21 protein-coding genes and 1 riboswitch are annotated in these 24,670 nt (G+C 62.8%); of the genes, 10 read left to right on the top strand and 11 right to left on the bottom strand.

Annotated features, from left to right (window positions below):
- Positions 1-112: 112 nt before the first annotated feature.
- The 3 genes from recF to CHU95_RS02895 all read right to left on the bottom strand — a co-directional run bounded on the left by recF (position 113) and on the right by CHU95_RS02895 (position 4,562).
- Positions 113-1,282: a DNA replication/repair protein RecF gene (recF, locus tag CHU95_RS02905; RefSeq protein ID WP_094453568.1), complete on the bottom strand. Its 1,170-nt coding sequence runs from the start codon at positions 1,280-1,282 to the stop codon at positions 113-115.
- Positions 1,283-1,435: 153 nt separating this feature from the next.
- The gene (dnaN, locus tag CHU95_RS02900) at positions 1,436-2,554 is read right to left on the bottom strand and encodes a DNA polymerase III subunit beta (RefSeq protein ID WP_094453566.1); all 1,119 of its coding nucleotides are present in this window, start codon (positions 2,552-2,554) and stop codon (positions 1,436-1,438) included.
- Between the two features lie 187 nt (positions 2,555-2,741).
- A complete protein-coding gene (locus CHU95_RS02895; protein WP_165771973.1) occupies positions 2,742-4,562 on the bottom strand; it encodes a DUF885 domain-containing protein in 1,821 nt (606 codons plus the stop codon).
- Positions 4,563-4,795: 233 nt separating this feature from the next.
- Between CHU95_RS02895 and CHU95_RS02890 the strand changes: the two genes are divergently transcribed.
- From CHU95_RS02890 to CHU95_RS02865, 6 genes are all read left to right on the top strand, one after another.
- Entirely contained in the window at positions 4,796-6,877 is a 2,082-nt protein-coding gene (locus CHU95_RS02890; protein WP_165771972.1) for a winged helix-turn-helix domain-containing protein, read from the top strand.
- A 139-nt stretch (positions 6,878-7,016) separates the two neighbouring features.
- Positions 7,017-7,475: a (2Fe-2S)-binding protein gene (locus CHU95_RS02885; protein WP_094453560.1), complete on the top strand. Its 459-nt coding sequence runs from the start codon at positions 7,017-7,019 to the stop codon at positions 7,473-7,475.
- A gap of 11 nt (positions 7,476-7,486) precedes the next feature.
- Positions 7,487-9,673, top strand: coding sequence for a xanthine dehydrogenase family protein molybdopterin-binding subunit (locus tag CHU95_RS02880; RefSeq protein WP_094453558.1), 2,187 nt, complete (start codon positions 7,487-7,489; stop codon positions 9,671-9,673).
- Between the two features lie 120 nt (positions 9,674-9,793).
- A complete protein-coding gene (locus tag CHU95_RS02875; protein WP_094453556.1) occupies positions 9,794-10,108 on the top strand; it encodes a ferredoxin family 2Fe-2S iron-sulfur cluster binding protein in 315 nt (104 codons plus the stop codon).
- A 10-nt stretch (positions 10,109-10,118) separates the two neighbouring features.
- The gene (tenA, locus tag CHU95_RS02870) at positions 10,119-10,826 is read left to right on the top strand and encodes a thiaminase II (RefSeq protein ID WP_094453554.1); all 708 of its coding nucleotides are present in this window, start codon (positions 10,119-10,121) and stop codon (positions 10,824-10,826) included.
- A complete protein-coding gene (locus CHU95_RS02865; protein ID WP_094453552.1) occupies positions 10,823-11,698 on the top strand; it encodes an EamA family transporter in 876 nt (291 codons plus the stop codon). Before tenA ends, CHU95_RS02865 begins: the two co-directional genes overlap by 4 nt.
- On the opposite strand, the gene CHU95_RS02860 is transcribed toward CHU95_RS02865, so the two are convergent.
- The 3 genes from CHU95_RS02860 to CHU95_RS02850 form a co-directional block, all read right to left on the bottom strand.
- Positions 11,669-12,571 (bottom strand): CPBP family intramembrane glutamic endopeptidase, encoded by a 903-nt coding sequence (locus CHU95_RS02860; protein ID WP_094453550.1) that lies wholly within the window; start codon positions 12,569-12,571, stop codon positions 11,669-11,671. The genes CHU95_RS02865 and CHU95_RS02860 overlap by 30 nt on opposite strands.
- On the bottom strand, positions 12,568-13,482 hold the full coding sequence (locus CHU95_RS02855) for a CPBP family intramembrane glutamic endopeptidase (RefSeq protein WP_094453548.1): 915 nt from the start codon (positions 13,480-13,482) through the stop codon (positions 12,568-12,570). Before CHU95_RS02855 ends, CHU95_RS02860 begins: the two co-directional genes overlap by 4 nt.
- A 96-nt stretch (positions 13,483-13,578) precedes the next feature.
- Positions 13,579-13,965, bottom strand: coding sequence for a winged helix-turn-helix domain-containing protein (locus CHU95_RS02850; RefSeq protein WP_094453546.1), 387 nt, complete (start codon positions 13,963-13,965; stop codon positions 13,579-13,581).
- 258 nt (positions 13,966-14,223) lie between these two features.
- On the opposite strand from CHU95_RS02850, the gene CHU95_RS02845 reads away from it, so the two are divergent.
- Positions 14,224-16,518 (top strand): hybrid sensor histidine kinase/response regulator, encoded by a 2,295-nt coding sequence (locus CHU95_RS02845; protein WP_133065393.1) that lies wholly within the window; start codon positions 14,224-14,226, stop codon positions 16,516-16,518.
- Between the two features lie 5 nt (positions 16,519-16,523).
- Here CHU95_RS02845 and CHU95_RS02840 read toward each other — a convergent pair whose 3' ends face one another.
- Complete coding sequence (locus tag CHU95_RS02840; protein WP_094453542.1) at positions 16,524-17,321, bottom strand: polyphosphate kinase 2 family protein; 798 nt, start codon at positions 17,319-17,321, stop codon at positions 16,524-16,526.
- Positions 17,322-17,527: 206 nt separating this feature from the next.
- Between CHU95_RS02840 and CHU95_RS02835 the strand changes: the two genes are divergently transcribed.
- Entirely contained in the window at positions 17,528-19,714 is a 2,187-nt protein-coding gene (locus CHU95_RS02835) for a M3 family metallopeptidase (protein ID WP_245837832.1), read from the top strand.
- A gap of 65 nt (positions 19,715-19,779) precedes the next feature.
- On the opposite strand, the gene CHU95_RS02830 is transcribed toward CHU95_RS02835, so the two are convergent.
- The 4 genes from CHU95_RS02830 to def form a co-directional block, all read right to left on the bottom strand.
- The gene (locus tag CHU95_RS02830; protein WP_094453540.1) at positions 19,780-20,811 is read right to left on the bottom strand and encodes a COX15/CtaA family protein; all 1,032 of its coding nucleotides are present in this window, start codon (positions 20,809-20,811) and stop codon (positions 19,780-19,782) included.
- A gap of 58 nt (positions 20,812-20,869) precedes the next feature.
- On the bottom strand, positions 20,870-21,490 hold the full coding sequence (locus CHU95_RS02825; RefSeq protein WP_094453538.1) for a thiamine phosphate synthase: 621 nt from the start codon (positions 21,488-21,490) through the stop codon (positions 20,870-20,872).
- Positions 21,487-22,413 carry a methionyl-tRNA formyltransferase gene (gene fmt / locus CHU95_RS02820; RefSeq protein ID WP_094453536.1) on the bottom strand — a complete coding sequence of 309 codons (927 nt, stop codon included), beginning with the start codon at positions 22,411-22,413 and terminating at the stop codon, positions 21,487-21,489. Before fmt ends, CHU95_RS02825 begins: the two co-directional genes overlap by 4 nt.
- 146 nt (positions 22,414-22,559) lie before the next feature.
- Positions 22,560-23,057: a peptide deformylase gene (gene def / locus CHU95_RS02815; RefSeq protein ID WP_094453534.1), complete on the bottom strand. Its 498-nt coding sequence runs from the start codon at positions 23,055-23,057 to the stop codon at positions 22,560-22,562.
- Between the two features lie 153 nt (positions 23,058-23,210).
- Positions 23,211-23,316, top strand: a riboswitch (TPP riboswitch).
- On the opposite strand from def, the gene thiO reads away from it, so the two are divergent.
- Both thiO and thiS read left to right on the top strand, forming a co-directional pair.
- Positions 23,309-24,457, top strand: coding sequence for a glycine oxidase ThiO (thiO, locus tag CHU95_RS02810; protein ID WP_094453532.1), 1,149 nt, complete (start codon positions 23,309-23,311; stop codon positions 24,455-24,457). It overlaps the preceding riboswitch by 8 nt.
- A 12-nt stretch (positions 24,458-24,469) precedes the next feature.
- A complete protein-coding gene (gene thiS / locus CHU95_RS02805; RefSeq protein ID WP_094453530.1) occupies positions 24,470-24,670 on the top strand; it encodes a sulfur carrier protein ThiS in 201 nt (66 codons plus the stop codon).

Here is a 24,670-nt window from a genome sequence, read left to right as displayed (position 1 = left end):
GAAAACAGGGGCAAAAGCGCGCTGGGACGACTAAATTTCCGCATGGGACTTACCCGTTTTCAACGGTCTTTACAGGCGGTTGAACGCAGCCTCCGGCGTGGCCATCGGGCGATCATGGTTGGACCGGATGATGGGTCAGCCGCGACTGTGCCACCGCGACATGGGTGGCCGCGCGCCCGAGTGGGCGAAAGATGTCGGCGTCGGTGCCCGTCATCCACGCCTGACTGCCAGTCGCCAGAATTTCATCAAACAGGGCCAGCCGCCGCCCCTCATCCAGATGGGCGGCAACCTCATCCAACAACAGCAACGGCGCAACCCCTGTTTCCGCCCGCATCAGGCGGGCGTTGGCCAGGACAATGGCGATCAGCAGCGCTTTCTGCTCACCCGTACTGCCCAGTTCAGCCGGCATATCTTTGGCGCGGTAGGTAACGGCAAGGTCGGACCGGTGAGGGCCGATGGTAGCGCCCCCGGCCACCGCATCCGCGCGCCGCCCCTCCGCCAGCGCCTTGCGGAATGCGTCTTCCGCCTCCAGTGCCGGGCGGCCGGCCAGCAACGCGTCAACGGCACCCACCATGGTGATCCCAGGCGCTGGGAACGGCCCGACCCCCTGGGCTGCCGCTGCCTCCAGGCGTCGGGCCATATCAGCGCGGGCGGCGGCCACGGCAATGCCGGTTTCTGCCATCTGCCCTTCCAGGGTGGACAGCCAGGCCGGGTCCACAGGCCCATCGCGCAGGATACGGGCACGTTCACGCAGAGCATTCTCATATTTGGTCAACCGCCCGGCATGACCGCTGTCAAAACCAAAGACCAACCGATCCAGAAAGCGCCGGCGTCCGGCCGCGCCTTCCAGGAACAGACGATCCATCTGTGGTGTCAGCCAGACAACGCACACATGTTCGGCCAGAGCGATCTGGCCCTTGGCAGGGCGCCCGTCAATATGAACCAGCCGACGCTCGCTTTCTCCACCTGCGGGGTCGCGGCCCGTCCCGATCTCCACGGCGCCGTTGGCGGTCGCCACAGTGGCAGCGATGGCCCAGCCGGGACCTCCTGTCCATTCCGCCGCCGAACTGTCACCGATCCGTTCGATCTCTGACAGTTTGGCCCGGCGCATGCCGCGCCCCGGCGCCAGGAAGCTGACGGCCTCCAGAATGTTGGTCTTGCCAGCCCCGTTCTCTCCCGTCAGCACAACTGGCCGCGCATCGCATTCAAGCCGCGCGCTGGCATAGGAGCGGAACCGTGTCACTGTCAGGCGGGTGACAGCCAGGGCGGGAGGGGCGGGCATCAGACAGGCAATATCCAGCTTTGTTGACGGCAACTGACGGGTGAGAGCCGGCCCGCGACGGCCGACCGGTTACGTCTGTAAAGAAAACGCCCCGGCGTTGTCCGACCGGGGCGTCACTGAGGACGGGAACAAGATGACCCGGCGCGTTGACGATCAGACGCGCATCGGCATGAGGACATAAAGTGCCGCTAGATCGGCTGCATCGCGCACGATGGTCGGGGAATTGCCGTCTGCCATCACAAATTGCGCCTTGCCACTTTCGATTTGGCCGGTGATGTCCAACAGATAACGGCTGTTGAAGCCGATCTCCAGCGGTGTGCTGTCGTAGTCCACCTCGATTTCCTCCGACGCCGACCCGGCATCAGCGGCTGTGGCCGAGAGGGTCAGCACACCCGCTTCCAGTGCCAATTTGACGGCCCGCGACTTTTCAGTGGAAATGGTAGCAACGCGGTCGACGGCGCCGGCAAACAGCTTGCTATCCACTGACAGCAGCTTGTTATTGCCAGCGGGAATGACCCGCTCATAATCCGGGAAAGTCCCATCAATCAGCTTGCTGATCAGGGTCACATCACCCAGCGTGAAGCGAATTTTGGTCTCCGAGAGGGAGATGTCGACATTGCCCGCGACCTCATCCAGCAGTTTGCGCACCTCCAGCACAGTCTTGCGCGGGATGATCACACCGGGCAGACCATCGGCACCTTCCGGCAACGGTGTTTCAACACGGGCAAGGCGGTGACCATCGGTCGCCACAGCCCGCAAGGCTGGCACCTCGCCCGCCTTGCCCTTTGTGGCATGAATATGAATGCCGTTCAGATAGTAACGGGTTTCCTCAGTGCTGATCGCAAACTTGGTCCGGTCAATTAGCCCCTTCAGCACATCTGCTCTCAGCGAGAACTGATGCGACCAGGTCCCGCGGGTCATTTCCGGAAAATCGGCAACCGGGAGAGTGCCCAGATTGAACTTGGAACGACCTGACCGCAGGGTCAGCACATCGCCCGTGGCATCCAATTCCACTTGGCTGCCATCCGGCAGCTTGCGGGCGATGTCATACAAGGTGTGGGCCGGCGCTGTAGCGGAACCGGGACGGACGACTTCCGCCACCACCGTTTCGGAGATCTCCAGGTCCATGTCGGTGGCCAGCAGTGAAAGGCTGCCATTGGCCGCATTCAACAGCACATTGGACAGGACCGGGATGGTGTTGCGCCGTTCGACAACGCTCTGCACATGCCCGAGAGAGCCAAGCAGGGCGGTACGTTCGATGATGATCTTCATCCTGGATCCGGTCGGCTATGGTCCCCGGCTGGGGACGTCAACGTTGCTCTATCCTCCGCCTGCCCGGCGGAAGGGGCGCTACCATAGCATAAGAGCGGGGACATAACAGGGGTTTGCTGCATGGATTGCCCCCATGTCTGATGGACAGGTCCCCCCGCCGCCAGGTCAGCGGCAGGGGGACCTTTTATCAGCCTTTCACCTGCTTTACCCAGGCATCGACCTGGGCTTCAAGCACGGTCAGTGGCAGCCCGCCGGAACCCAGCACAACATCATGGAAGGCCTTGATATCGAACTTCTCGCCCAGGGCCGTCTTGGCCTTGTCACGCAGGTCCAGAATTTTCAACTGGCCCAGTTTGTAGGCGCAGGCTTGGCCGGGCAGCACAATATAACGATCAATCTCGATGGTAACCGCGTCCTCGCTCATGCCCGTAGTATCGCGCATGTAAGCAATGGCCTGTTCGCGGGTCCAGCGCTTGGCGTGGATACCGGTATCTACCACCAGGCGGACTGACCGGAACAGTTCAGCCTGCAGCCGACCCAGATCGCCATAGGGATCATTTTCATACATCCCCATCTCAACGGCCAGCCGCTCCGCATAAAGCGCCCAGCCCTCGGCATAGGCAGTGAAAGGGTAGACCTTGCGGAACGTGGGTACGTCCTCAATGGTCTGGGCCAGCGCCAGCTGAAAATGGTGACCGGGGACGGCCTCGTGATAAACGAGGGTCGGCAGGCTGAATTTCGGTGCCCGCGATTTCTCACCCAGGTTGATGTAGAAAATGCCGGGGCGTGAACCGTCAAGTGCCGGCGGGTTGTAGTAGCCGCCGGGCGCCGTTGCCTCGGCATATTCCGGCACCGCCTGAATGTCCACAGGCTGCTGGGGCAGTTTGTTGAACCATTGTGGGGCCTTGGCCATGACCGTCTCAGTCATGCGCTTCAGATCGGCCAGTTGCTCGGCATGGCTTTCGCGGCCCGGCGGGTATTTCTGGGAAGGGTCCTGTTCCAGGGCGCGCACCCGCGCGCCCACGGTCCCCTCGACCCGGCCAAGCTTCTGCAGCAGTGCATCCATTTCGGCCGTGATCCGGGCCACTTCCGACAGACCGATGTCATGGATGGCATCGGGTTCGGTGTCCACGGTCGTGTTGGCCCGCAGCGCCAGCTTATAGTAGCGCGCGCCATCCGGCAGGCGCCAGACGCCGGCATCCGACGTCGCTTTGGGACGGATTTCCTCGCGCAGGAGCTTACCCAGCGACTGATACGCCGGATAAACCTCCTGTTCCACGGCGGCCGTGGCGGCGGCGATCAGCCGGACGCGCTCTGCCTCTGCCACGCCGGCCTTTTCCAGGCGCGCCTTGAAGGTAGTGATCAGCGGGCTGTTGGCCGCCGGGTCCTTGGTGAAACTGTCGATGACCACTAGGCTCTTATCGACCACGAAGTCCGGCGGCACCACGCCCGCCTTGGCTTGGTTGCGCACGGAGTCGGCCAACTGCCCGAACTTGGTGGAAACAGCGCGCAGTCGGCTGATGTAGCGCTCGGCCGATGCCACATCACTGACCACATGCGCGTTGGTCAGGAATTGCGGCAGGCTGACGGGCGGAGAGAACAGTTGATCGACGGGGTAAAGCCCGCCGCCCGGCACCACCCAGGGGAAATCCAGTTGCGCCAGATTGGTGGAATAGAATTCCAGCATCACCTGCTGTGAGATGGCCTGCTGTCCGGTGAGACCAGTATAACCCTTGATCTCCGCGATGTAGCGGGTCATGTCCTGACGGGCTTCTTCCAGGTCTTCCGGCTTGATCTGGTCCAGCTTGCCAGAATGGAAATCGAGGAAGGTGCCGTCGATCATGCCCAACTGGGTCAGCGTCTCCGGACTGTCCAGAACCTGCGCAATGGTCTGACGTTCAATGGTGGGGTGGATGGGCAGCGGCCCCCACAGCCCATACCCGACCGCCACAGCGGCCAAACCAACGACACCCCCCACGGTGCCCAGCAGAATCCTCTTCAGCTTCACAGTTTTACCCCCTGTTTGGCGCGCCGACTGGTCGTCCATCTGCCCGAAGGTCGCAGTTGCAAGGCTACATGGACACCTCCGCTTGCACCAGCCTCGGGCAATGGGTTCTGGAACCATTGTCAACACCAGCCAAGGAACCAGAATGACAGCGCCATTTGCCAAAGGGTTCGGTTCGCGGCACTCTGCGCGGCAATTGCATTGATGTGGGAGACGGTTACGCAATGGGCGTGGCGATGGGCAACATCGATCTGGCCGTCGAACCGGATTTCCGCCTTGGCCCCTGGCTTGTGCGCCCCTCCCTGGGCATGGCTTGCCGGGACGGAGCAGAGGTGAAACTGGAACCCCGCGTTCTCCAGACCTTGATCGTCCTGGTCCGGGCAGAGGGGCGAACAGTGTCGCGGGCCGAACTGATGCGGACCGCTTGGGGCCTGGAGGTAGGGGATGATGCCATCGGTCGCTGCATCGGCCGGCTGCGCGCCGTGCTGGCGATTGATGGTGTGATCGGGTTCGAAACCATTCCGAAAATCGGCTACCGCCTTTCTGTCGATGCCGGGATAGACGACACATCACCGCCGGCACTGCCACCGACATTGCCGGCGCCACCCCGCCGCCCACTCTGGCCCTGGGTGGCAGTGGCAGGGTCGATACTGCTTATAGCTGGAAGCCTCCAGCTTCTGAAACGGGATGGCGCAGCGCTGCCCGTCGCCCAGGTAACGCCGGTGACCAGCGATCCGGGGCAGGAAATCCAGCCGGCGCTGAACCGCGGCGGCGGACAGATCGCCTATGCAGCCGACCGGGCCGGCCAGGGCTTCGACATCTGGGTTCAATCCCTGACAGGGGGTACACCGGCACGGATCACCGACGATCCAGCCCATGACCTGTCACCGTCTTGGTCACCCGATGGCGGTCGTATTGCCTTTGTCCGGATCGATAGGGACGGTCCGTGCCGTATTCTGGTTAAGCCGGTGCCATCGGGGCCAGAGCGTCAGGTCGGTGCCTGTTCGACCTTCAGGGAAGTGAAACTGGCGTGGCTTGACAATGGCCACTTGGTCCATGCCGACCGACCGGGTACGGCAGGCCCGGCGCGGCTGTGGTCAGTAGCGCTGTCCGGGCCGCAGGCGGGACAGCAAGTGGCCCTGACCGATCCACCGCCTGGCATCCATGGGGACAGTGACCCGACCTTGTCTCCCGACGGCAAGCGACTGGCCTTCATGCGGCACCGGGCCGTCGGGGTATCGGATGTCATTGTCCGCGAGCTGGCCACGGGTGCCGAACAACAGGTGACCGATGATGGGCGCAAGTTGCATGGGCTGGAATGGTCGGGCGACGGTCGCTGGCTTTATGCGGCGTCCAGCCGTGCAGGTGATTTCGGTCTCTGGCGCATCGACCCGGAGGGCACGGCACCACCGCTCCGGGTTGCGCCCGGTCTGAACCAGTTGGGCCGCATCGGGGCGGGCGGCGACCGGGTGGCGGCAGAAGTGCGGACCAACCGGTCAACCCTGCTGCGCCTGCACCCTGACGGTCGCCAGGAACCCGTAGTGCCGCCCAGTAATCGCCTGGACTGGGATCCTGATATCAGCCGCCAGGGGGCTGTGGCCTTTGCATCCGACCGCTCGGGCATGTTTGAAATCTGGGTGGCAGAGCGGGGACAGGCCCCGACGCCGGTGACACAGTTCCAGGGACCTTTCACCCAGTCGCCGCGTTGGGCACCGGACGGGCAGCGGCTGGCCCTGATCTCGGTCATTGATGGGGCGCCGGGCCTGTTCATCCTGGATCGGGGCGCGGAGCGGCTGCGGCGGGTCGCGGCCGACCCGGGGGCAGAGGATCGGGCCCCGGCCTGGTCGCGGGACGGTCAACGCCTTTACTTTGCGTCCAACCGCCTGGGGGGCTGGCGCATCTGGATCACCCGCCCTCCCTATGACCAAGCCATGCCCATCACTGAGGCCGGTTGGCGCGTAGCCAAAGAAAGTGCTGACGGCCGCTGGCTTTATATGGCGCGCGACGGCGAAAATGGTCTTTGGCGACAACCTGCGGATGGCGGTATGCCGGAACGGATCGCCGACCTGCCCGACGCCTACGACAATGAGAGCTGGGTGGTCGGGGGCGGCGGTGTCTATCTTGTTGACCGGCCCGGCAACGGACAAGCCCGCATCATGTTGCTGCCTAACGATGGCGCGCCGATGCGGATGGTCACGGAACTGCCTGACGCGCTGTATAAATCTTCCCTGGCGCTCGGCCCGGACGGCGGGCTGGTTATCGGCCAGTATCTGGGATCGCTGGTCGATATTGTCGATGTGCGTATCGACGAACCCTGAGGGCGACCGACCGCATCGGCACAATATCGGCATTCCATCGGTGCCCCGTCGGACCATTGTGCTTCCCGGATTCCCTGACTTTCACCACGTTCCACAGCACCCGCCATACAGGCGGTGACGACGTGATTGGGTGGTTGGAATGCGATACGAATTGGATGTGAACGGGCACCGTCAGGCAGTCGATGCGCCGACGGACATGCCGCTACTGTGGGTGTTGCGCGATCTGCTCGGCCTGACCGGTACCAAGTACGGGTGTGGTGTGGCGCAATGCGGGGCCTGCACCATCCTGCTGGACGGGCAGCCGGTCCGGTCCTGCCAGTTCCCCATGGAACAATATGCCGGCCAAAAGGTCGCAACCGTGGAGGGCCTGTCTCCTGACCGTAGCCATGTGCTGCAACAGGCCTGGATCGCTGAACAGGTTCCACAATGCGGGTATTGCCAATCCGGCATGCTGATGGCGGCCGCAGCCCTGCTGCGGGAGATACCAAAGCCGACCGATGCCCAGATCGGGGCCGCCATGACCAACCTGTGCCGTTGCGGCACCCTGCCCCGCGTGCGTCGTGCCATCCGCCGCGCCGCCGGCATGGTTGCGGGTTGAGCGGGGGGATCATGTCATTTCCTCTGTCGCGCCGCTCGCTGTTCACCGCTGCCGGGGCCGGGCTGACCCTGGGCCTGCTGCCCGGCGGCCTGATGGCTGTTGCGGCCCCAGGTCAGGGCGCTACCGTCCATAACTGGCTGCATGTCGGACCCGATGGGACCATCACCCTGTTCAGCAATGCGCAGGAGATGGGACAGGGCGGGTTCAGCGGCGTGGCCCAGCTTCTGGCCAATGAACTCTGTGTGCCCTGGGACCGGGTCGCCGTAAAGACCGCGCCCCTGATTGATGCGATGGGCATGGCGGGGGGGCGATCACATTGGACGGGGGGCAGTTCGTCCATCCGCAGTCAGTGGGACAAGCTGCGTTATGCCGGTGCCGCCGCGCGGGAGATGCTGGTTACTGCTGGCGCCCGCATGCTGGGTGTGTCCGTGGCGGAATGTCGGGCTGTGAACGGCCATATCGAACACCGGTCCGATGGCCGTCGCGTCGCCTATGGCGCTGTCGCAGATATGGCGTCACGTCTACCGGTACCCGCAAACCCGGTTCCTCTGGCGCGCACCGACTGGTCGCTGGTGGGGCAGCCATTGCTGCGTAAGGATATTGCGGAAAAGGTCGATGGCAGCGCCATCTATGCGACCGATGTCCGGCTGCCGGGCCTGCTCTCCGCCACCGTGATGCAATGCCCCGTTTTTGGCGGCAGGCTGGTTTCGGTCGATCCCAGTCCGGCGATGTCGGTGCCTGGTGTTCGCCGTGTCGTGCCAGTGATGTCCGTGTCAATTCCCATTCCAGGATCAGAACAACCCTTGATCGTCAACGATGCGGTGGCCGTCATCGCCGACCATTGGTGGGCAGCCCGGCAGGGTTTGATGGCACTGTCGCCGGTATGGGATTTTCAGGGCAAGGACGGCCTGGATACCGACGGCATGATCGCGGCGATCCAGGCCCGGCTGAACGATGTCGGTTCCATCCGCAAGGCGGCGCAGGAGGATGAGGGCGTCATCCGCACCCGTCATGCGACCGCCATGGCAGGAGCAGCGCGAACAGTGCGCTGCGATTACCATGTGCCTGCCTTGGCCCACGCCCAGATGGAACCAATGTCGGCTGTCGCCGATCTGAGCGCCGGAAAGGCCGTGGCTTGGACCGGTAGCCAGTTTGCGACCTCGGTCCGACACATCCTCTGCGGCCTCACTGGTCTCGCGGAGGACAAGGTGACGGTCCACACCCTGCCCTCGGGCGGCGGATTCGGGCGACGTTATCTCAACGACTATGTCGCCTATGCTTGCTTTCTCTCAAAACAGGCAGGGGCCCCGGTCAAGCTGATCTATTCGCGGGAGGAGGACCTGGCCCAAGGACGCTATCGGCCTGCCACGGCGTGCCGCCTGACAGCAGGCCTTGACCAAAACGGTTTGCCAGTGGCGATCCACACGCACACTGCACCCGCATCGGGCCAGGTCTGGATTGCAATTGCGCCGCCCGGCACAGAAGCGCAGCCCGACCACCAGCCCAGCTATTACCTGCCCGCCCCCTTGGCCACGATGGCGGAAGCGGGACTGCCCATACCCAATGGTCCCTGGCGGGCACCCGGCAGCACGCAAGGGGCGTTCTTCTTTGAGTGTTTCGTCGACGAAATGGCACAGGCGGCGGGGCAAGACCCGGTGACCTATCGCCGACGTCTCCTGGCCAGCAATCCGCGTGCCCTGCGTGTGTTGGAGGCCGCTGTGACAGCCAGCGACTGGGGGCGGGACCTGCCGCCGGGGACAGGGCGGGGTATCGCCATCTGGAACAGTTTCCAGTCCATCGCCGCGCAGGTCGTGCAGGTGCAGGTCGCACAAAACCGCGTCCGGGTGGAGAAGGTCTGGTGTGCCTTTGACTGCGGCACCATCGTCAACCCCGACAGTGTGCGTGCCCAGGGTGAAGGTTCCATCCTGATGGCCTTGTCAGCCAGTTTGGCGGAGAAAGTCCTTCTAGAGAGTGGGGCGGTGAGCAGCCGTAACTTCGATCAATATACGCTGTTGCGCATGGAACAGATGCCAGTGATCGAAGTGATCCTGGTGGAAAGCCCCGATGCGCCTGTCGGCGGGGCCGGAGAACCAATGACACCCCCACTTCCGCCAGCTCTGGCCAATGCCATCTTTGCGGCAACCGGCCGACGGCTGCGGTCACTTCCCCTGAGCGATCATGGCTTGACCGTGGCGTGATGGGGGCGGCGTGCCGGACCCCATCGCGGCACGCCGCTCTTTCCTGATGAAACGGCGCTTTACTTGGGCGCCGCCGCTTCGTAACAAAGCGCCACTGTCTCGTTTGGGAGTTCTGGCGCAATGCCGAAGATGGTGTTCATTGAAACCGACGGCACCCGCCGCGAGGTGGATGCCCCCCTGGGCCTGTCGATCCTGGAAGTGGCCCGTCGCCACGACATCGACCTGGAAGGCGCATGCGAAGGGTCCTTGGCCTGTTCCACCTGCCACGTTGTCGTGGCGCCGGAATGGTACGACCTGCTGCCGGACGCACAGGAGGATGAGGAGGATATGCTGGATCTGGCCTTCGGCCTGACCAAGACTTCCCGCCTCGGCTGCCAGATCCGCATGACCGCGGAACTGGATGGCCTGACGGTCAAGCTGCCGGGCGCCAAATAAGGCGCCCCGTATGCACGCGGCCTCTCAGCCCCTGCCTGACCTGGCCATCCCCGGCGGCCTGTTCGAACGGCTGCGAGCCGATGCACGCCCGTCCTGGGATCGCTATGTCCGCCACCCGTTCGTGGCGGGCATGGGCGACGGCACCCTGCCCCAGGAATGTTTCCGGCATTACCTGATCCAGGACTACCTGTTCCTGATCCATTTCGCACGCGCCTATGCGCTGGCGGCGTTTAAGGCCGACACCTTGGCCGACATGCGCGCCGCAGCCCGTTCCATGACGGCGATACTGGATCTGGAAATGGGCCTGCATGTGAAATATTGCGCCGGTTGGGGCCTGGATGAGGCTGCCATGCAGGCGGCAGCCGAAGCCCAGGGCACGCTGGCCTATACCCGTTTTGTGCTGGAACGCGGGCTGGCGGGTGACCTGTTGGATCTGCATGTGGCCCTGGCGCCCTGCATTGTCGGCTATGCGGAAATTGCAGCCAATCTTCTCGCGGATCCGGCGACAAAGCTGGACGGCAATCCGTATGCCGACTGGATCGCCATGTATGCTGATCGCGAATATCGGGCCGTAGCAGCAGCGCAGGTGGCGCTGCTCGACCGGTTGTCGGCCACACGCGGGGGGGAAGCGCGGTTCAAGGACCTTTCCCGCACATTCGATGCGGCCAGCCGGCTGGAAGCCGGGTTCTGGGACATGGGGTTGGGTCTGCTGCCATGACTGCGCCAGCACCGCAGGCCCGCCAGGATACCCTGACCTTGCTGGCCCCGCTGCTGCTGGTCCTCTCCGTGTCCATGCCACCCCTGGGCGGCGGCTTGGCCAAGGAAGTGTCGCAGGGGCATGACATCCTGGCCCTGGCCTTTCTGCGCAATGCCCTAGCCGCCGCCATCATGATGGTCATCGTACGGCCGTCCCTGACCCGACTGACACGGGCGCAATGGGGGGCCGCAGCAGCGCTGGGCGCCGCGCTGGCCATCATGAATGCCAATTTTTATCTGGCACTCGCCCGATTGCCCCTGGGTGTGGCGGTCGCCATCGAATTTCTGGGGCCACTGGCGGTCGCGATGGTAGGAGCCAAGCGACTGGTGGATTACCTCTGGCCGCTGCTGGCCTTTGGCGGCGTGCTGCTGCTGACACCATTGTCAGGGGCCGACCGGCTTGACCCGCTGGGTCTGTTGTTCGCCATCATCACGGCCGGGGCCTGGGCGGCCTATATCCTGCTGTCACGCCATGCCGGGCGACAAATACCGGGGATGACGGGGCTTGCCTTGGCGTTGCTGTTCGCCACCCTCTTCACCGCCCCGGTGGGGCTGCCCGTCTCTGGCCCCTACCTGTCCAGCCCGGAAATGCTGGCAAAGGTGGCGGCGGTGTCGATGCTATCGACCTTGCTGCCCTATGCGTTGGAGTTTGTGGCCCTGCGGCGTGTCTCCACGGCTCTCTTCGGGATCATGATGGCCATGGAACCGGCCCTTTCGGCAGTTGTCGGCCTCTATCTCCTGGGTGAGGTCCTGTCAATGTCAGCCGTTGGCGCCATTGCACTGATCTGTCTAGCGGCTGTGGGGTCAAGCCTGACGCGGCGCCCTGCCCCCTGATGCCCAACCCCGTTCAATGAAGCCCGTCTTGACGCCCACCAGCCAGAAAAAGCCGATGGTCAGAACCTGATGCAGGGCAAATGCCATCAGATCGGCAAACCCTGCAAAATCCGGTGGGTCGGGATCTACGCGGGTCAGAAGGTCGGGAAAGGCGAGGTCCACACCACCCACAAAGAATGAGAACAATACATTATTGATGATGTGCACACCCATGGCCGCCTCCAGTCGGCCGAATCGCACGGTCATCCACGACAAGAACAGCGCCATCACCATTATTTCAGCCCGCTGAGCCCAGACGGCACGAACCCCGGACCCTTCGTGGGCCAGGGTGAACAGCACGCCGGTCAGTAAGGCCGCCGGCAGGGCATGGCGGAACAAAAGTTGAGCCCCCTGTGCGAGGTAACCGCGGAACAGCAGTTCCTCCGCCGAGGCCTGAAGGGTGAACATGGCTACGCTGATCGGGGCCAGCAGCAGGAACACCGCCAGCGGTGTTGCAGACGGCTGCAACTCCCCCGACCAGAAACCGATGATTACCTGTACAATCAGTGGTACGGCATAGACCAACGCGGCCCGCCCTGCCATACCCCATGCCAGCGGCCGGGCGGGCGCAATCAGGTCACGCAAGCTCATCCCATGCATCCAGCGGGTAACGAGCGCCAGGGCAGGTATGGCCAGGGCATTGATTGCCAACAGCCCGTAGGACTGGAGATAGGGCAGATCGCGCCCGCCCGACACCAGAGTTGCCAAGAGCAGGTACACCAGGAGACCTGACAGAAGCATCAGAACGATCACCATCATGGTGCCGAACAGATAGGCACTGCGTGACTGCCCAGTCACCACCCCGACCTGATGCATCGGTGTCCCGGCTGTCATTCGGCTTTATCCCGCCACCGGCTGGCAACAAATCCAGTGCGCAAGCCAATGAACCAGTAATTGGCACAAACCGCGCCATAGACCAGAATCTGAGCCAGAAAAGCATCGGGATCAAAGGGTTGGTCAGGCACGTCCCCGGCCACCCCGCTGACGGACGGCAGCCCGTGGTCCGGTCGTGCCGCGAGGGTAAAAACGATCATGTTATGGGCAAAATGCACACCCATCGCAGGCTCCAGACGGCCCGCCCACGTGGTCAGCCAGGATAAGGCCAGGCTGATCATCAGAATGTTGGCCTTGCGGTCCCACCCCTGATCCCAAGCGCCGGTATCATGCAGCAGCAGGAAAATCACGGCGACCGGCATGGCGGCCAGGACAGCATGCCCGAATAGAACCTGAAAACCCTGGGCCATATAGCCCCGGCAGACCATTTCCTCCGCTGTTGCCTGCAGGGCGACCAGCACCAGCATCATGGGTAAGAGTAGCAGCGCCGCTTGCCAGTTGCCGAGGGTCAACTGACCGCTCATCACGGCTATGATGATGACGGGTGTGAAGGCAAGCGTATATATGGCGGCGGACCGGGCCATCATGCCCAGATCCAAATGCTGCTGCGGGGCAACGACACTCATCAGCGAACGGCCCTGCATGTTTACGACAACACACAGGACCCCGATGATCGCCGCCAGGGCCAGCAGATTGGTAATGCGGCGGATGGCAGGGTCTCCCTCAGCCCATCCCAACGACAGGCTGATCGTTTCCGACAACCCGCCCGCAACCCAGGCGACAGGGAACACCAGAAGGCCCAGCGCCACCATGCCCACCAGATAGTGGCGGAAAGGCAGGCCAAGATGCACGCCGACCAGATGGACCGGCACAGGTCGCCAGCCCAGACCTTCGCCCCCCTGTGCCATCATGCCTTCCGTCCGCTATCCCGTCCTTCGGTGTACCCGCAGGCGGTGGCAGCACGCAAGCGGCGGCACTTTTCTGCTCACAGCAGGCTCAACCGGCCGTCACACGCGCCAGAGATACCCTGTGCCGGGGTCGTTGCCGATGGCGTCAAACCCCTGATCCACATCACGGAATTTCCGCCGAATACGCTTGATAAAGGCGCGGACATTGGTGCGATAGCCGGCTTTGCCCTTGCCCGCCATGAAGCCAGGCCCGTGGACCAGGTCATAAAGTTCACGATACCCAACCGCCGCGCCCGGTGTCCGGGCCAGCACATGCAGCATTTTCAATTCTGTAGCGGTCACCGGCACCGCCCTGCCGCGCCAAAGGACGCAACCCGCATCGAAGCGCAAATGCAGATCACCCCGCACCAAAGCAGAAGGAGAGGAACTACCAGTCGACCCCTGGGGCGAGGTCGATGCAGCAGAGGTCGTGCCGCTGAGCGACATGGGCTTGCTCCATTATTGCGGTTCGTCGGCCTCCGCCGCCGCCGACATCTCTCATGAGCAATAGATGCCCCTCAGCGATGGCACACGCGGGGCCAAAAAATGGCGGTGCTGGGGCCATTCAGGTCCCCTACTTTTGTGTTTGCTTGGCCTGAAAGGGGTACCGCCGATTGGCCCACACCACCAATCCCCGTGACAATGGCCCAGCATCATGGTTGAAAGAAGCAAGTGACGGTGGCCCACCCGGCCGGGGAATGCGCCATGGAAATCCTGGGTCAACTGGATATCATGACCTTGCTGGTCACCTTCGCTGCCGTAGCAACGGGGCTGGCCTTCTCACTTGGCGTTTATTGGTGGCGACAGCGGACGATCCCAGGCTTAGGCCTGCTGACCGGTGGCGTCGTCATGGGAGCAACAGGGGTCGCGGCACTGGCAGCACGGGAGTATTTTCCCTTGTGGCTATCCGTCATGCTGGGCAATAGCGGCATCGGATTCGCCCATGTACTGATGCTTTTGGGTATTCGACGGTTCTGCGGTCGGCCACTACGCGCGACTGTCCCGATCGTCACCCTCGCTATCTTGATGTCGGTGATGGTTTACGATGTCCTGAACCGCGACGACATCATTCTGCGCTCTCTTGTAGGCACTATCTGGCTGGTCGGTATCAAGCTGACGATCGCCTATGAAAGCTGGCGACAGGGTCGTTTAGTGGCGCCAAGACTATGGGTGGTGGTCACTCTGGTCTTCACCATGATGGCCATCGTGCTGACAGCCCGTATGGTCGATATCCTGATCCGCCAGGATGGTGGCGGCTTCTTCTCCCCCAATCCAGGGGCCAGTCTCAACTTCATCATGGCGATTGTCGGACTGGTAGCTGGCTGCATGGCCGTCATGGCCTTGACCAACGATTATCTTCAGCGCCGGCTGGAAACGGAAGCGGCGGAGAATGGGCGCGTGGCCCGCGAGCGCGATCAAGCCGCACAGACAGCCGACGCTGCCAACCGGGCCAAATCGGTTTTCCTGGCTGCCGTCAGCCACGAGATCCGGACCCCGATCAACGCAATGATGGGGGGGCTGGAAATCCTGAATGGCCAGGGATGTCCCGACCCCGCTTCCCCACAAGGAAAAGTGCTGGAGGTGATGGAGAAGGCCGGTCAGTCCATGTTGGCGCTGCTGGATGATCTTCTGGACATCACCCGGATTGAGGCTGGACACCTGTCCCTTTTGCCGCAACCCATGGACCTGCATCAGCGTCTGCATGATGCCATTGATCTGATGGCAGGCCGGGCTGCTGCCAGCGGATTGACCCTTGAACTGTCCATCGCTCCGGACGTTCCCCGCCATGTCAGTGTTGATGCGGCACGCCTGCGCCAGATATTGCTGAACCTGATCGGCAACGCCATCAAGTTCACTGAACGGGGCGGCATCAAGGTGGTGGCCGTGCGGCAAGCGCCCAGCTTCGGTCATGCCAGCGCCACACCCGGTGCCGCCCTTGTGCGCATCACAGTGGCCGATACCGGGATCGGTATCCCACCCACCAAATTGCCTCACGTCTTCGATGCCTTTTACCAGGCCGAGGGCGGGGATAATCGTCGCTATGGCGGCGTCGGGCTGGGGCTTGCCATCTGCAAACGGCTGGTGGGCATGATGGGCGGTCAAATACAGGTGGAGAGTGCGCTGGGCCATGGCACGGTTTTCACCGTTGACTTGCCCATGCCGCTGGCCACGGCCCCCGCTCAGGCACCGAGTGGTTCCGCCCGGCTGCTGCCCTACTGGACAAGCCGGCCGCTGGTGCTGCTGGTGGAGGATGACAGCGTCAATCAGTTTGTTGCCAGCCAGTTGCTGACCCGCCAAGGCGTCCAGGTCATTACCGCCGAGGATGGGGAGACCGCCCTGACCATCCTGGCGGAACAGCGGGTGCGGTTGGTGCTCATGGATATCGGCATGCCCGGCATGGATGGGTTCGAGACTACGGCGCGCCTCAGAGAAAGCCGCGGGCCAATGTCCACCGTGCCCGTCGTGGCCCTGACAGCCAATGTCCTGCCTGAAACCGTCTCCCGCAGCCGGGCCGTGGGCATGCAGGGGTTCATCGCCAAACCAATCCGGCTGGAAGAGTTGCTGGACACCTTGTCCCGGATCATGCCGCCCGACGGCGTGGGGGCTGTGGCATTGCCCGGCGCGCCGGCAGAACCCTCCCCTGGGATGCCGCTACGCCCGACTGACACCGGGCCGATGGGAGCCTTGCGGGGGCGACTGGGCGGGCCGGCGGTCGACGGTCTGCTGTCCCTGGCCGCTCAAAACGTAGCGGATGCCAGGCGGGCATTGCACCCGGCCAACAGTGACAGTGACCCGGATATGCAGAGTATCCGGCGGTTGGCGCTACGAATGGCCGACGGGCTGGACAGTGTCGGATTCCCGGCCGATGCGCAGGCCCTGCGCGATTGCCTAAGCCTGCTACGCCCCGGTCAACCGATCAACACTGCCCTGGCTGCGATGGACGCCATTCTGGCAGACGCCCAGACCCGTCTGCCCCGCAGTCGGGCGGCTGCTGAGTAACACAATTACTTCAATAATTTCTCCAACTGGTCCTTGACCAAAGGGTCAAGCGGCGGTGGCGTAATATCCACGCCCTCAGCCAGAGCGGAGACCACATGGCGCAAAACCGCGACGCGCGCATGCCATTTAGCATCCGCCGGGATCAGCGCCCATGGCGCCCGATCCGTACTGGTCCTGGCAAACATCTCATCGATGGCCTGCTCGTATGCACCGCGCCTGTCGCGATTGCGCAGATCCTCCGCTGTCAGTTTCCAGCGCTTGTATGGATTGTTCAGCCTTTCCTTGAATCGCTCCAACTGCTCTTGGGGGGAGAGATGCAGGAACAGCTTCACGATGCGCACACCATCATCGGTTAGAAGCCGTTCGAACTCGTTGATTTCATCATAAGCGCGACGCCATTCGTGCGGCTTGGCAAAAGCCTCCACCCGCTCCACCAGGACACGGCCGTACCAAGAACGGTCGAAGATCGCAAAAGTACCAGGCTCCGGCAGGCGTTGCCAAAAGCGCCACAGATAATGCCGGCCCTGCTCTGCGGCGGTCGGTGCCGCAATCGGCCAGACATGGACACCTCTGGGGTCAAGATTTTCCGTTAAACGGCGGATCGCCCCGCCCTTGCCGGCGGCATCCCAGCCCTCGAAGACGATGATGGCCCGGCGCTTGGCATGCCAATAGGCCTGCTGAACATGCAGGATGGTCTCCTGCAGTTTTTCCAGTTCCTTCTGGTAGGCCCCCTTGTCAGCATAGCGATGGGCCTTCATGTCAAGGTCGGCCAGACGAGGGTAGGTGGTGGAGGCAGCGGTCATTGGGCATCCGACATTGAGGAGACGGGGGGCTAGTGTAAACAACGATTAGGTGAGCCGACCAGCCCTCGTTCGCCATGATCCACGACAATGCGGGACGTGATAAACGCGCATTGTAACGGAAATGTTTCGCCCCTTGTCAGCCGGCGCCCGATGGCGGACCCATGACAGTTCGGACAATCCCTTGGAACAAATTAAGGGGACAGGCAGTGAAGACGGTGTTGAAGTGCGGGGCTTCGGCCCTGATCCTGGCCATGGCCGGGGCAATGGGCCCTGTAACGGCCCTGGCAGCGGACGCGACCATCCAGGTGGCGCAGGCGGAGACCGACAAGGTGACCAGCGACAATCCTTTTTTCCATAAATGGAACACCCGCTTTGGTGTCCCGCCCTATGACGCGATCAAGCCGGAACACTTCAAGCCAGCCTACGAAAAGGCCATGGCTGACCATCTGGCAGAGATCAAGTCGATCACCGACAACAAGGATGCACCGACCTTCGCCAACACCATCGACGCCCTGGAAAAGAGCGGCCAGATGCTGGGCACGGTCGCCCGCGTGTTCGGCAGCCTGACGGCCTCCAACACCAATGACCAGTTGCAGAAAATCCAGCGCGAAATGGCACCGGTGATGGCCGCCCACAGCAACGCCATCAACCTGAATGCCGCCTTATTCGCGCGTATCGATGCGCTCTATGCCCAGCGTGACAGCCTGAAACTGACCAAAGAACAGGCGCGCGTTCTGGAACGCTATCACACCGAATTCGTGCGTGCTGGTGCCAAGTTGGAGGGCAAGGACCGCGAGCGGATGGCCACCGTCCTTCAGCGTCTGGCTGTCCTGTCCACCCAGTTCAGCCAGAACGTCCTGGCCGATGAGAAGGAATACAAGCTGGTCCTGACCAGTGAATCTGATCTGGCCGGTCTGCCTGAATTTGTACGCGCCGCCGCGGCCCAGGCCGCCAAGGAGCGCGGGGAAGACGGCAAATATGTCATCACCCTGTCGCGGTCCTCGATCGAACCGTTCCTCACTTTCTCCGCCAACCGCGCGTTGCGCGAACAGGCCTGGAAGGCCTGGGTCGCCCGCGGTGACAATGGCGATGCCCAGGACAACAACGCCATCATCAAGGAGATCGTGCAGCTGCGTATCGAGCGCGCGAACCTTCTGGGCTATAAAACCTTTGCCGACTACAAGCTGGCCGACACGATGGCCAAGACCCCGCAGGCCGCCACAGACCTGCTTTTGCAAGTGTGGGAGCCTGCGAAGGTGCGCGCGGCGGAGGAAAAGGACGATCTGGCCAAGATGGCGGCCAGCGAAGGCCAGAACATCGAGATCGCGCCCTGGGACTGGTATTACTACGCCGAGAAGGTGCGCAAGGCGAAGTACGACCTGAACGAGGAGGAGATCAAGCCGTATTTCCAGCTCGACAAGATGATGGAAGCGGTGTTCTTCACCGCCAATCAGCTATTCGGTGTGACCTTCCATGAGCTGAAGGATGTGCCCCGCTATCACCCCGACGTGAAAGTCTATGAGGTCAAGGACAAGAGCGGCCAGCATGTCGCTGTCTTCTACAGCGATAATTTCGCCCGTCCGTCCAAGCGATCCGGGGCCTGGATGTCGTCGTTGCGCGAACAGGAAAAACTGTCGGGCAAAGTGACGCCCATTATCATGAACAACAATAACTTCGCGAAGGGTGCGGAAGGCCAACCGACCCTATTGTCGTTCGATGATGCGAATACGCTGTTTCATGAGTTCGGCCATGGTTTGCATGGCATGTTGTCGAACGTGACCTATCCGCAACTGTCGGGTACGTCCGTGTTGCGTGATTTTGTGGAGTTCCCTGCCCAGTTGCTGGAACATTGGGTGGAACAGCCCGAAATCCTGCAGCGCTTCGCCGTGCATTACAAGACAGGGGAGCCGATTCCCAAGGCGCTGCTGGACAAAATCCTGGCCGCTCAGACCTTCAACCAGGGTTTTGCTACAGTGTCCTTCACCTCATCGGCACTGGTCGATATGGCTTACCATAGCCTGACCGACGCCAAGGACCTGGACCCGGACACGTTTGAGCGCAAGGAACTGGCCAAGCTGGGCATGCCAAAAGAAATCGTCATGCGTCACCGTAGTCCGCATTTCAGTCACATCTTCTCCGGCGACGGCTATTCTGCCGGCTATTACAGCTATATGTGGGCGGAAGTGCTGGATGCCGACGGTTTCGACGCCTTCACGGAGGCCGGCAACATTTTTGATCCGAAGCTGGCGAAGAAACTCTACGAGGAAATATACAGCGCTGGCGGCTCCAAAGACCCGATGGAGGCCTACATCGCCTTCCGGGGTCGCGCGCCGAAGGTCGAGGCCTTGCTGCGCAACCGGGGTTTGCTGGGCACTGGCAGCCGTGTAAACTGAGGCTGGACGTCATTCAAAGCCCCCGCCGGATCATGCCGGCGGGGGCTTTTTCTTTGACCCGAGGCTTACCGACGCAATGTATGGATTGACCGGATCAGCAGCGCGATGACCACCAGCGCCCCACCCTGGTGGGCTGATCCGAGGGCGACCGGCACAGCGTGCAGCAAAGTGGTGATGCCCAATACCACCTGCCCGCCGATACCCAATGACAGCCACAGTGCCGACCGTTTAGCCACATCCGGAAGGTCAGCCCGCTGTCCGATGCGCCACGCATAGGCCAAGATGACAGCCGCAGTAGCGATGGCCAGCCAACGATGCACAAACTGCACCGCCGCAGTGTTTTCCAGGAGATTCAGCCAGGTTGGTGACAGGGTCCACATCTCGGGCGGTGCGAACTCCCCATTCATCAGCGGCCATGTATTGTAGGCAAAACCGGCATCCAACCCAGCCACAAAGGCACCCCATACCACTGTCAACGACACCATCGCCATAGAGACCCAGCCATGGCGACGCAGGGCCAACCGGTCAGGCCGGTGGACCGCTCCCGGATGGCGCAAACCCAAGCCCGCCTGAATCAGCAGCGCATAGAGGATCAGAGCCATGGAAAGATGCAGGGCCAACCGGTAATGGCTGACATCGGTGCGCACGGACAGTCCCGACTGTACCATGAACCAGCCGATAAAGCCCTGAAGCCCGCCCAGAACAAACAGGCCGATCAGGCCCGGCAGCATGGCGCGCGTGACCAGCCCCTTCACAGCAAACCAGATCAGCGGCACGACAAAGACCAGGCCAATCAACCGGCCCCATAGCCGATGGAACCATTCCCAGAAGAAGATGTACTTAAAATCCTCCAGGCTCATCCCGCGATTTAAGATCTGGTATTCGGGGATCTGTTTGTACTTTTCAAACTCTGCCAGCCACTGCGCCTCGTTTAGAGGGGGCAGCGCGCCTGTGATCGGCTTCCATTCGGTAATGGATAGGCCGCTTTCCGTCAGCCGGGTAATGGCACCGATGATGGCCATGGCAAAGACCATACCGGCGCAAAACAGCAACCAGTTGGCGACGGCGCGGGAACCATGGGCGGGGGCGGCGATCATGACAGGCTGTTCAGTGGCTGAAAGGATGGGCTGATATGGGGTCGAACCCGGTCCCGGGTCAAATGCCAGCCTTGCGGCCCCGCGTCGCAGCCAAGGCAGACAGCAGACCCGGAATGCTGCTGGGATCACGCATCGGACCGCCCATCACCGCCACACCCGCCGCGCCCGCGTGGATGCAGGTCGATAGATTGGCCGCCCCAACCCCGCCTAACGCCAACGTGGGCAATGGCAGGCCCGTCAGGGACGCAGGGCCCAGTATCGGCCCATAGCCGGGCTTGGATGGCGTCGGGAAAATCGGACTCAAGGTTGCGTAATCCGCGCCTTCCCGGGCGGCCGCCGCCACACCGGCACGGTCATGACAGGAGGCACCGATAAAAGCATCAGGCCCCAGAATGGCCCGCGCCGTGCCAATATCCGCTCCATCAGACAGATGCACCCCATCACAGAGGCTACCCAGCGCGAGATCGCCATGGATGGTCAAGACGCCACCGACACCCGCCAGCACGGGGCGCAGCCGCATCAGCAGGGCGGATTGCTGGTCCCGCGGCAGATCCTTCTCCCGCAGACTGACCCAGCGGCAGCCGGCCTCCACACAGGCCGCCACCACCGATACCAGATCACCGTCGGCTTGGTGTCGGTCCGTGATCAAAAGCACAGGAGGGAACGGTAGTGACGTCACGCCGTAAGTTTCCCGCCGATCTGATGCGGATAACCGCGTAGGAAGGAAGCCCCATCCACGGGACCTTTTCCCGGCCGCTGTACGCGAAACAGACGAAGCGCATCGTGTCCGCAGGCCAGGGTCGGCCCGGTATCCAGCAGGGTGCCCGGTTCCCCGTTGCCTGCCACCGGCTGGGCCTCCAGCACCTTCAGCTTCTCCCCATTGGCAAGGTCGATCCAGGTGCCGGGCCAGGGGGTCAGCCCCCGCACCTGCCGGTCAAGATCGGTCGCCGGCCGGGTCAGGTCCAGGCGCCCCTCTTCTTTGACAAGTTTGGCGGCGTAGGTCACGCCTGCTTCTGGCTGAGGTACCGGCATCAGGCTGCCATCGGCAATTCCGGGCAGGGCTGTCACTATCAAACGCGCCCCCATGGCAGCCAACGCGTCGTGCAGGTCGGCGGCGGTCATCCGCGGCGTGATGGGCAGCGCGTCCTTCAGCAGCATGGCACCGGTATCCAGACCAGCGTCCATCTGCATAATGGTCACACCGGTTTCGGCATCACCGGCCAGGATCGCACGCTGAATGGGCGCCGCCCCGCGCCAACGCGGCAGCAGGCTTGCATGGACATTGACACAGCCGAGACGTGGGGCGTCGAGAATAGCCTGAGGCAGGATCAGGCCATAGGCGGCAACGATGGCGCAGTCCAGGTCGAGCGCCGCAAACTCTGCCTGTTCTTCCGCCTTACGCAGGCTCTTAGGCGTGCGGACGGGGATACCCAAGGCGTCGGCACGGCGATGCACGGGACTGGCCTGCAATTGCTGCCCGCGCCCGGCGGGGCGCGGTGGCTGGCTGTAGACGCAAACAACCTGATGCCCGGCCATCACCAGCGCATCCAGAATGGAGACAGAAAAATCCGGCGTGCCCATGAAGGCGAGACGCAACGGCATGGGGCACCTCCCCGGCGGAGAGTGGAAGGGAGCGTTTTACGGGCCTCCGTAAAACGCTTCGGCAGCGACCGCCGCCGCGCCGCACGTGCGGCATCAAGCCAAGCCGCGGATGCGGCGCCGGCGATTGAGGAACGCGAATACTCCCTTTACTTCTTCGCCTTGTTATATTTGCGCAGCAGCATGTTGCGCTTCAGCGAGGACAGGTGGTCGATGAACAGAACACCGTTCAGATGGTCGATCTCATGCTGTATGCAGGTGGCCAAAAGGCCATCGGCATCCATTTCCCGCACCTCTCCCGCCCGATCTACATAGCGTACGCGGACCATTTTGGGCCGTATCACATCGGCATAGATCTCCGGAATGGACAGGCAACCTTCTTGGGTGACAGCCGTCTCGTCCGATGTCCAGATCAGTTCCGGATTGACCATGGACAGTGCGTCGCTGCGGTTTTCCGAGACGTCCACCACGATAACCCGTTCCAACAGACCGATCTGCGGGGCGGCCAGACCAATGCCCGGCGCCTTGTACATGGTCTCCAGCATGTCATCCATCAGCGTCGCCACGCGGCCATCAACATTGGTCAAGGGCTTGCACTTGGCCTTCAGGCGGGTGTCGGGGATGGTGAGGATCGGCAGCAGCGACATGGGTGCGGGGTCCGGGCAGAAGGGGCGGGACGGAACTGTCCCTATGGGGGCAAATATGCCCAGTGCCGCCAATGGTCAAGCGCGATCCCGGCGGGGCGGAATTGTCAGGGTCCATCCCCTTGCATTCCGATCGTGACAGGCCCATGACATAGCGCATGGACCCTGGGGTGCCGCCTGTTCCAGAAACAGGTGGCTGAGATCACACCCATCGAACCTGATCCGGGTCATGCCGGCGAAGGGAGAAGGCAGAGATGACATTGCTGCACAGACCAGACAAACCGCGCGTCGCCATCATCGGCGGCGGCATTATTGGCATGGCCATTGGCTGGCGGCTGGCGCAATCCGGCGCGTCCGTCGATATTTTCGACCGCGCCACTGCCGGCCAAGGGGCTACGCGTGCCGCTGCCGGCATGCTGGCCGCTGGGGTTGAAGCGGAGCCAGGGGAGCAGCGCCTGCTGCCCCTTTGCCTGGAAAGTCAGGCCCGCTGGCCGGGTTTTGCCGCTGAGTTAGAGGTACTGACCGGCCTGCCTGTGGGCCTGCGCACCGAGGGGACGCTGGTCGTGGCCAGCACCCGGGACGAGGTAGAATTGCTGCGCGCGAACTATGAGTTCCAGCGCGGACTGGGCCTGGACCTGACTTGGCTGTCGGGGGCGGCGGCCAAGGAGAAGGAACCCTTCCTCAACCCGCGTACTGCCGCCGGCGTATTCAGCGCCAAGGACGGACAGGTCGATAACCGTCTGGCCGGTGCCGCATTGCGCGTGGCGCTAGAAAAGACCGGTGCGCGCTTGCATGAGGGTGTGGACGTCACGGGTCTGGATGTGCAGACCGGGCGGGTGACCGGGCTGATCCTGGGCGAGCGGACCATTCCTGCCGACACCGTCGTGCTGGCCGCTGGTGCTTGGTCGCGCCTTATCCCTGGACAGGCCAGTCCGCCGCCAGTGCGCCCTGTAAAGGGGCAAATGATGTCGCTGTCCATGGACCTTGGCAACCCGCTGCTGACCCATGTCGTCTGGGCGCCCAAATGTTATCTGGTTCCCCGTGCCGATGGCACCCTGATCATTGGGGCCACGACAGAGGAAAAGGGCTTTGACGCGCAGATGACGGCAGGCGGGGTGCTGGCATTGCTGGACGCCGCCTGGCGAGCCCTGCCGGGGGTGGAGGAACTGCCAGTGAAGGAAATGTGGGTGGGCCACCGTCCTGGCTGCCGCGACGATGCCCCCATCCTGGGGCCGTCGGCAGGGCTGGACGGGCTCGTGCTGGCTACGGGCCATCACCGCAACGGTATCCTGCTGGCCCCCATCACAGCGGACGCCATATCCTGTCTGGTCTTGACCGGGCGTGTCGATCCGCATATCGCCCCGTTTGGGGCTGGCCGCTTCGATGCGGCCCGCGCCGCGTGAGAGGGACCTGCGATGATCAGTGTTAATGGCAAGAACCTGGAACCGGACAATTACGCCCTGACCGCCGTGATGGCGGCAGAGGGTGTTGATCCCGGTACGCGCGGCATTGCCGTAGCGCTAAACGATACCGTGGTCCCGCGCGGGCGCTGGGCCGATACCTTCCTCTCACCCGGTGATCGGGTGGAAATAGTCAAGGTCCTGCAAGGTGGTTGA

This window comes from Niveispirillum lacus (genome assembly GCF_002251795.1).
In the GTDB taxonomy this organism is placed as follows: Bacteria; Pseudomonadota; Alphaproteobacteria; order Azospirillales; family Azospirillaceae; genus Niveispirillum; species Niveispirillum lacus.
Note: the sequence above shows the minus strand (reverse complement) of the source record. Positions and strands in the feature narration are given on the sequence as shown.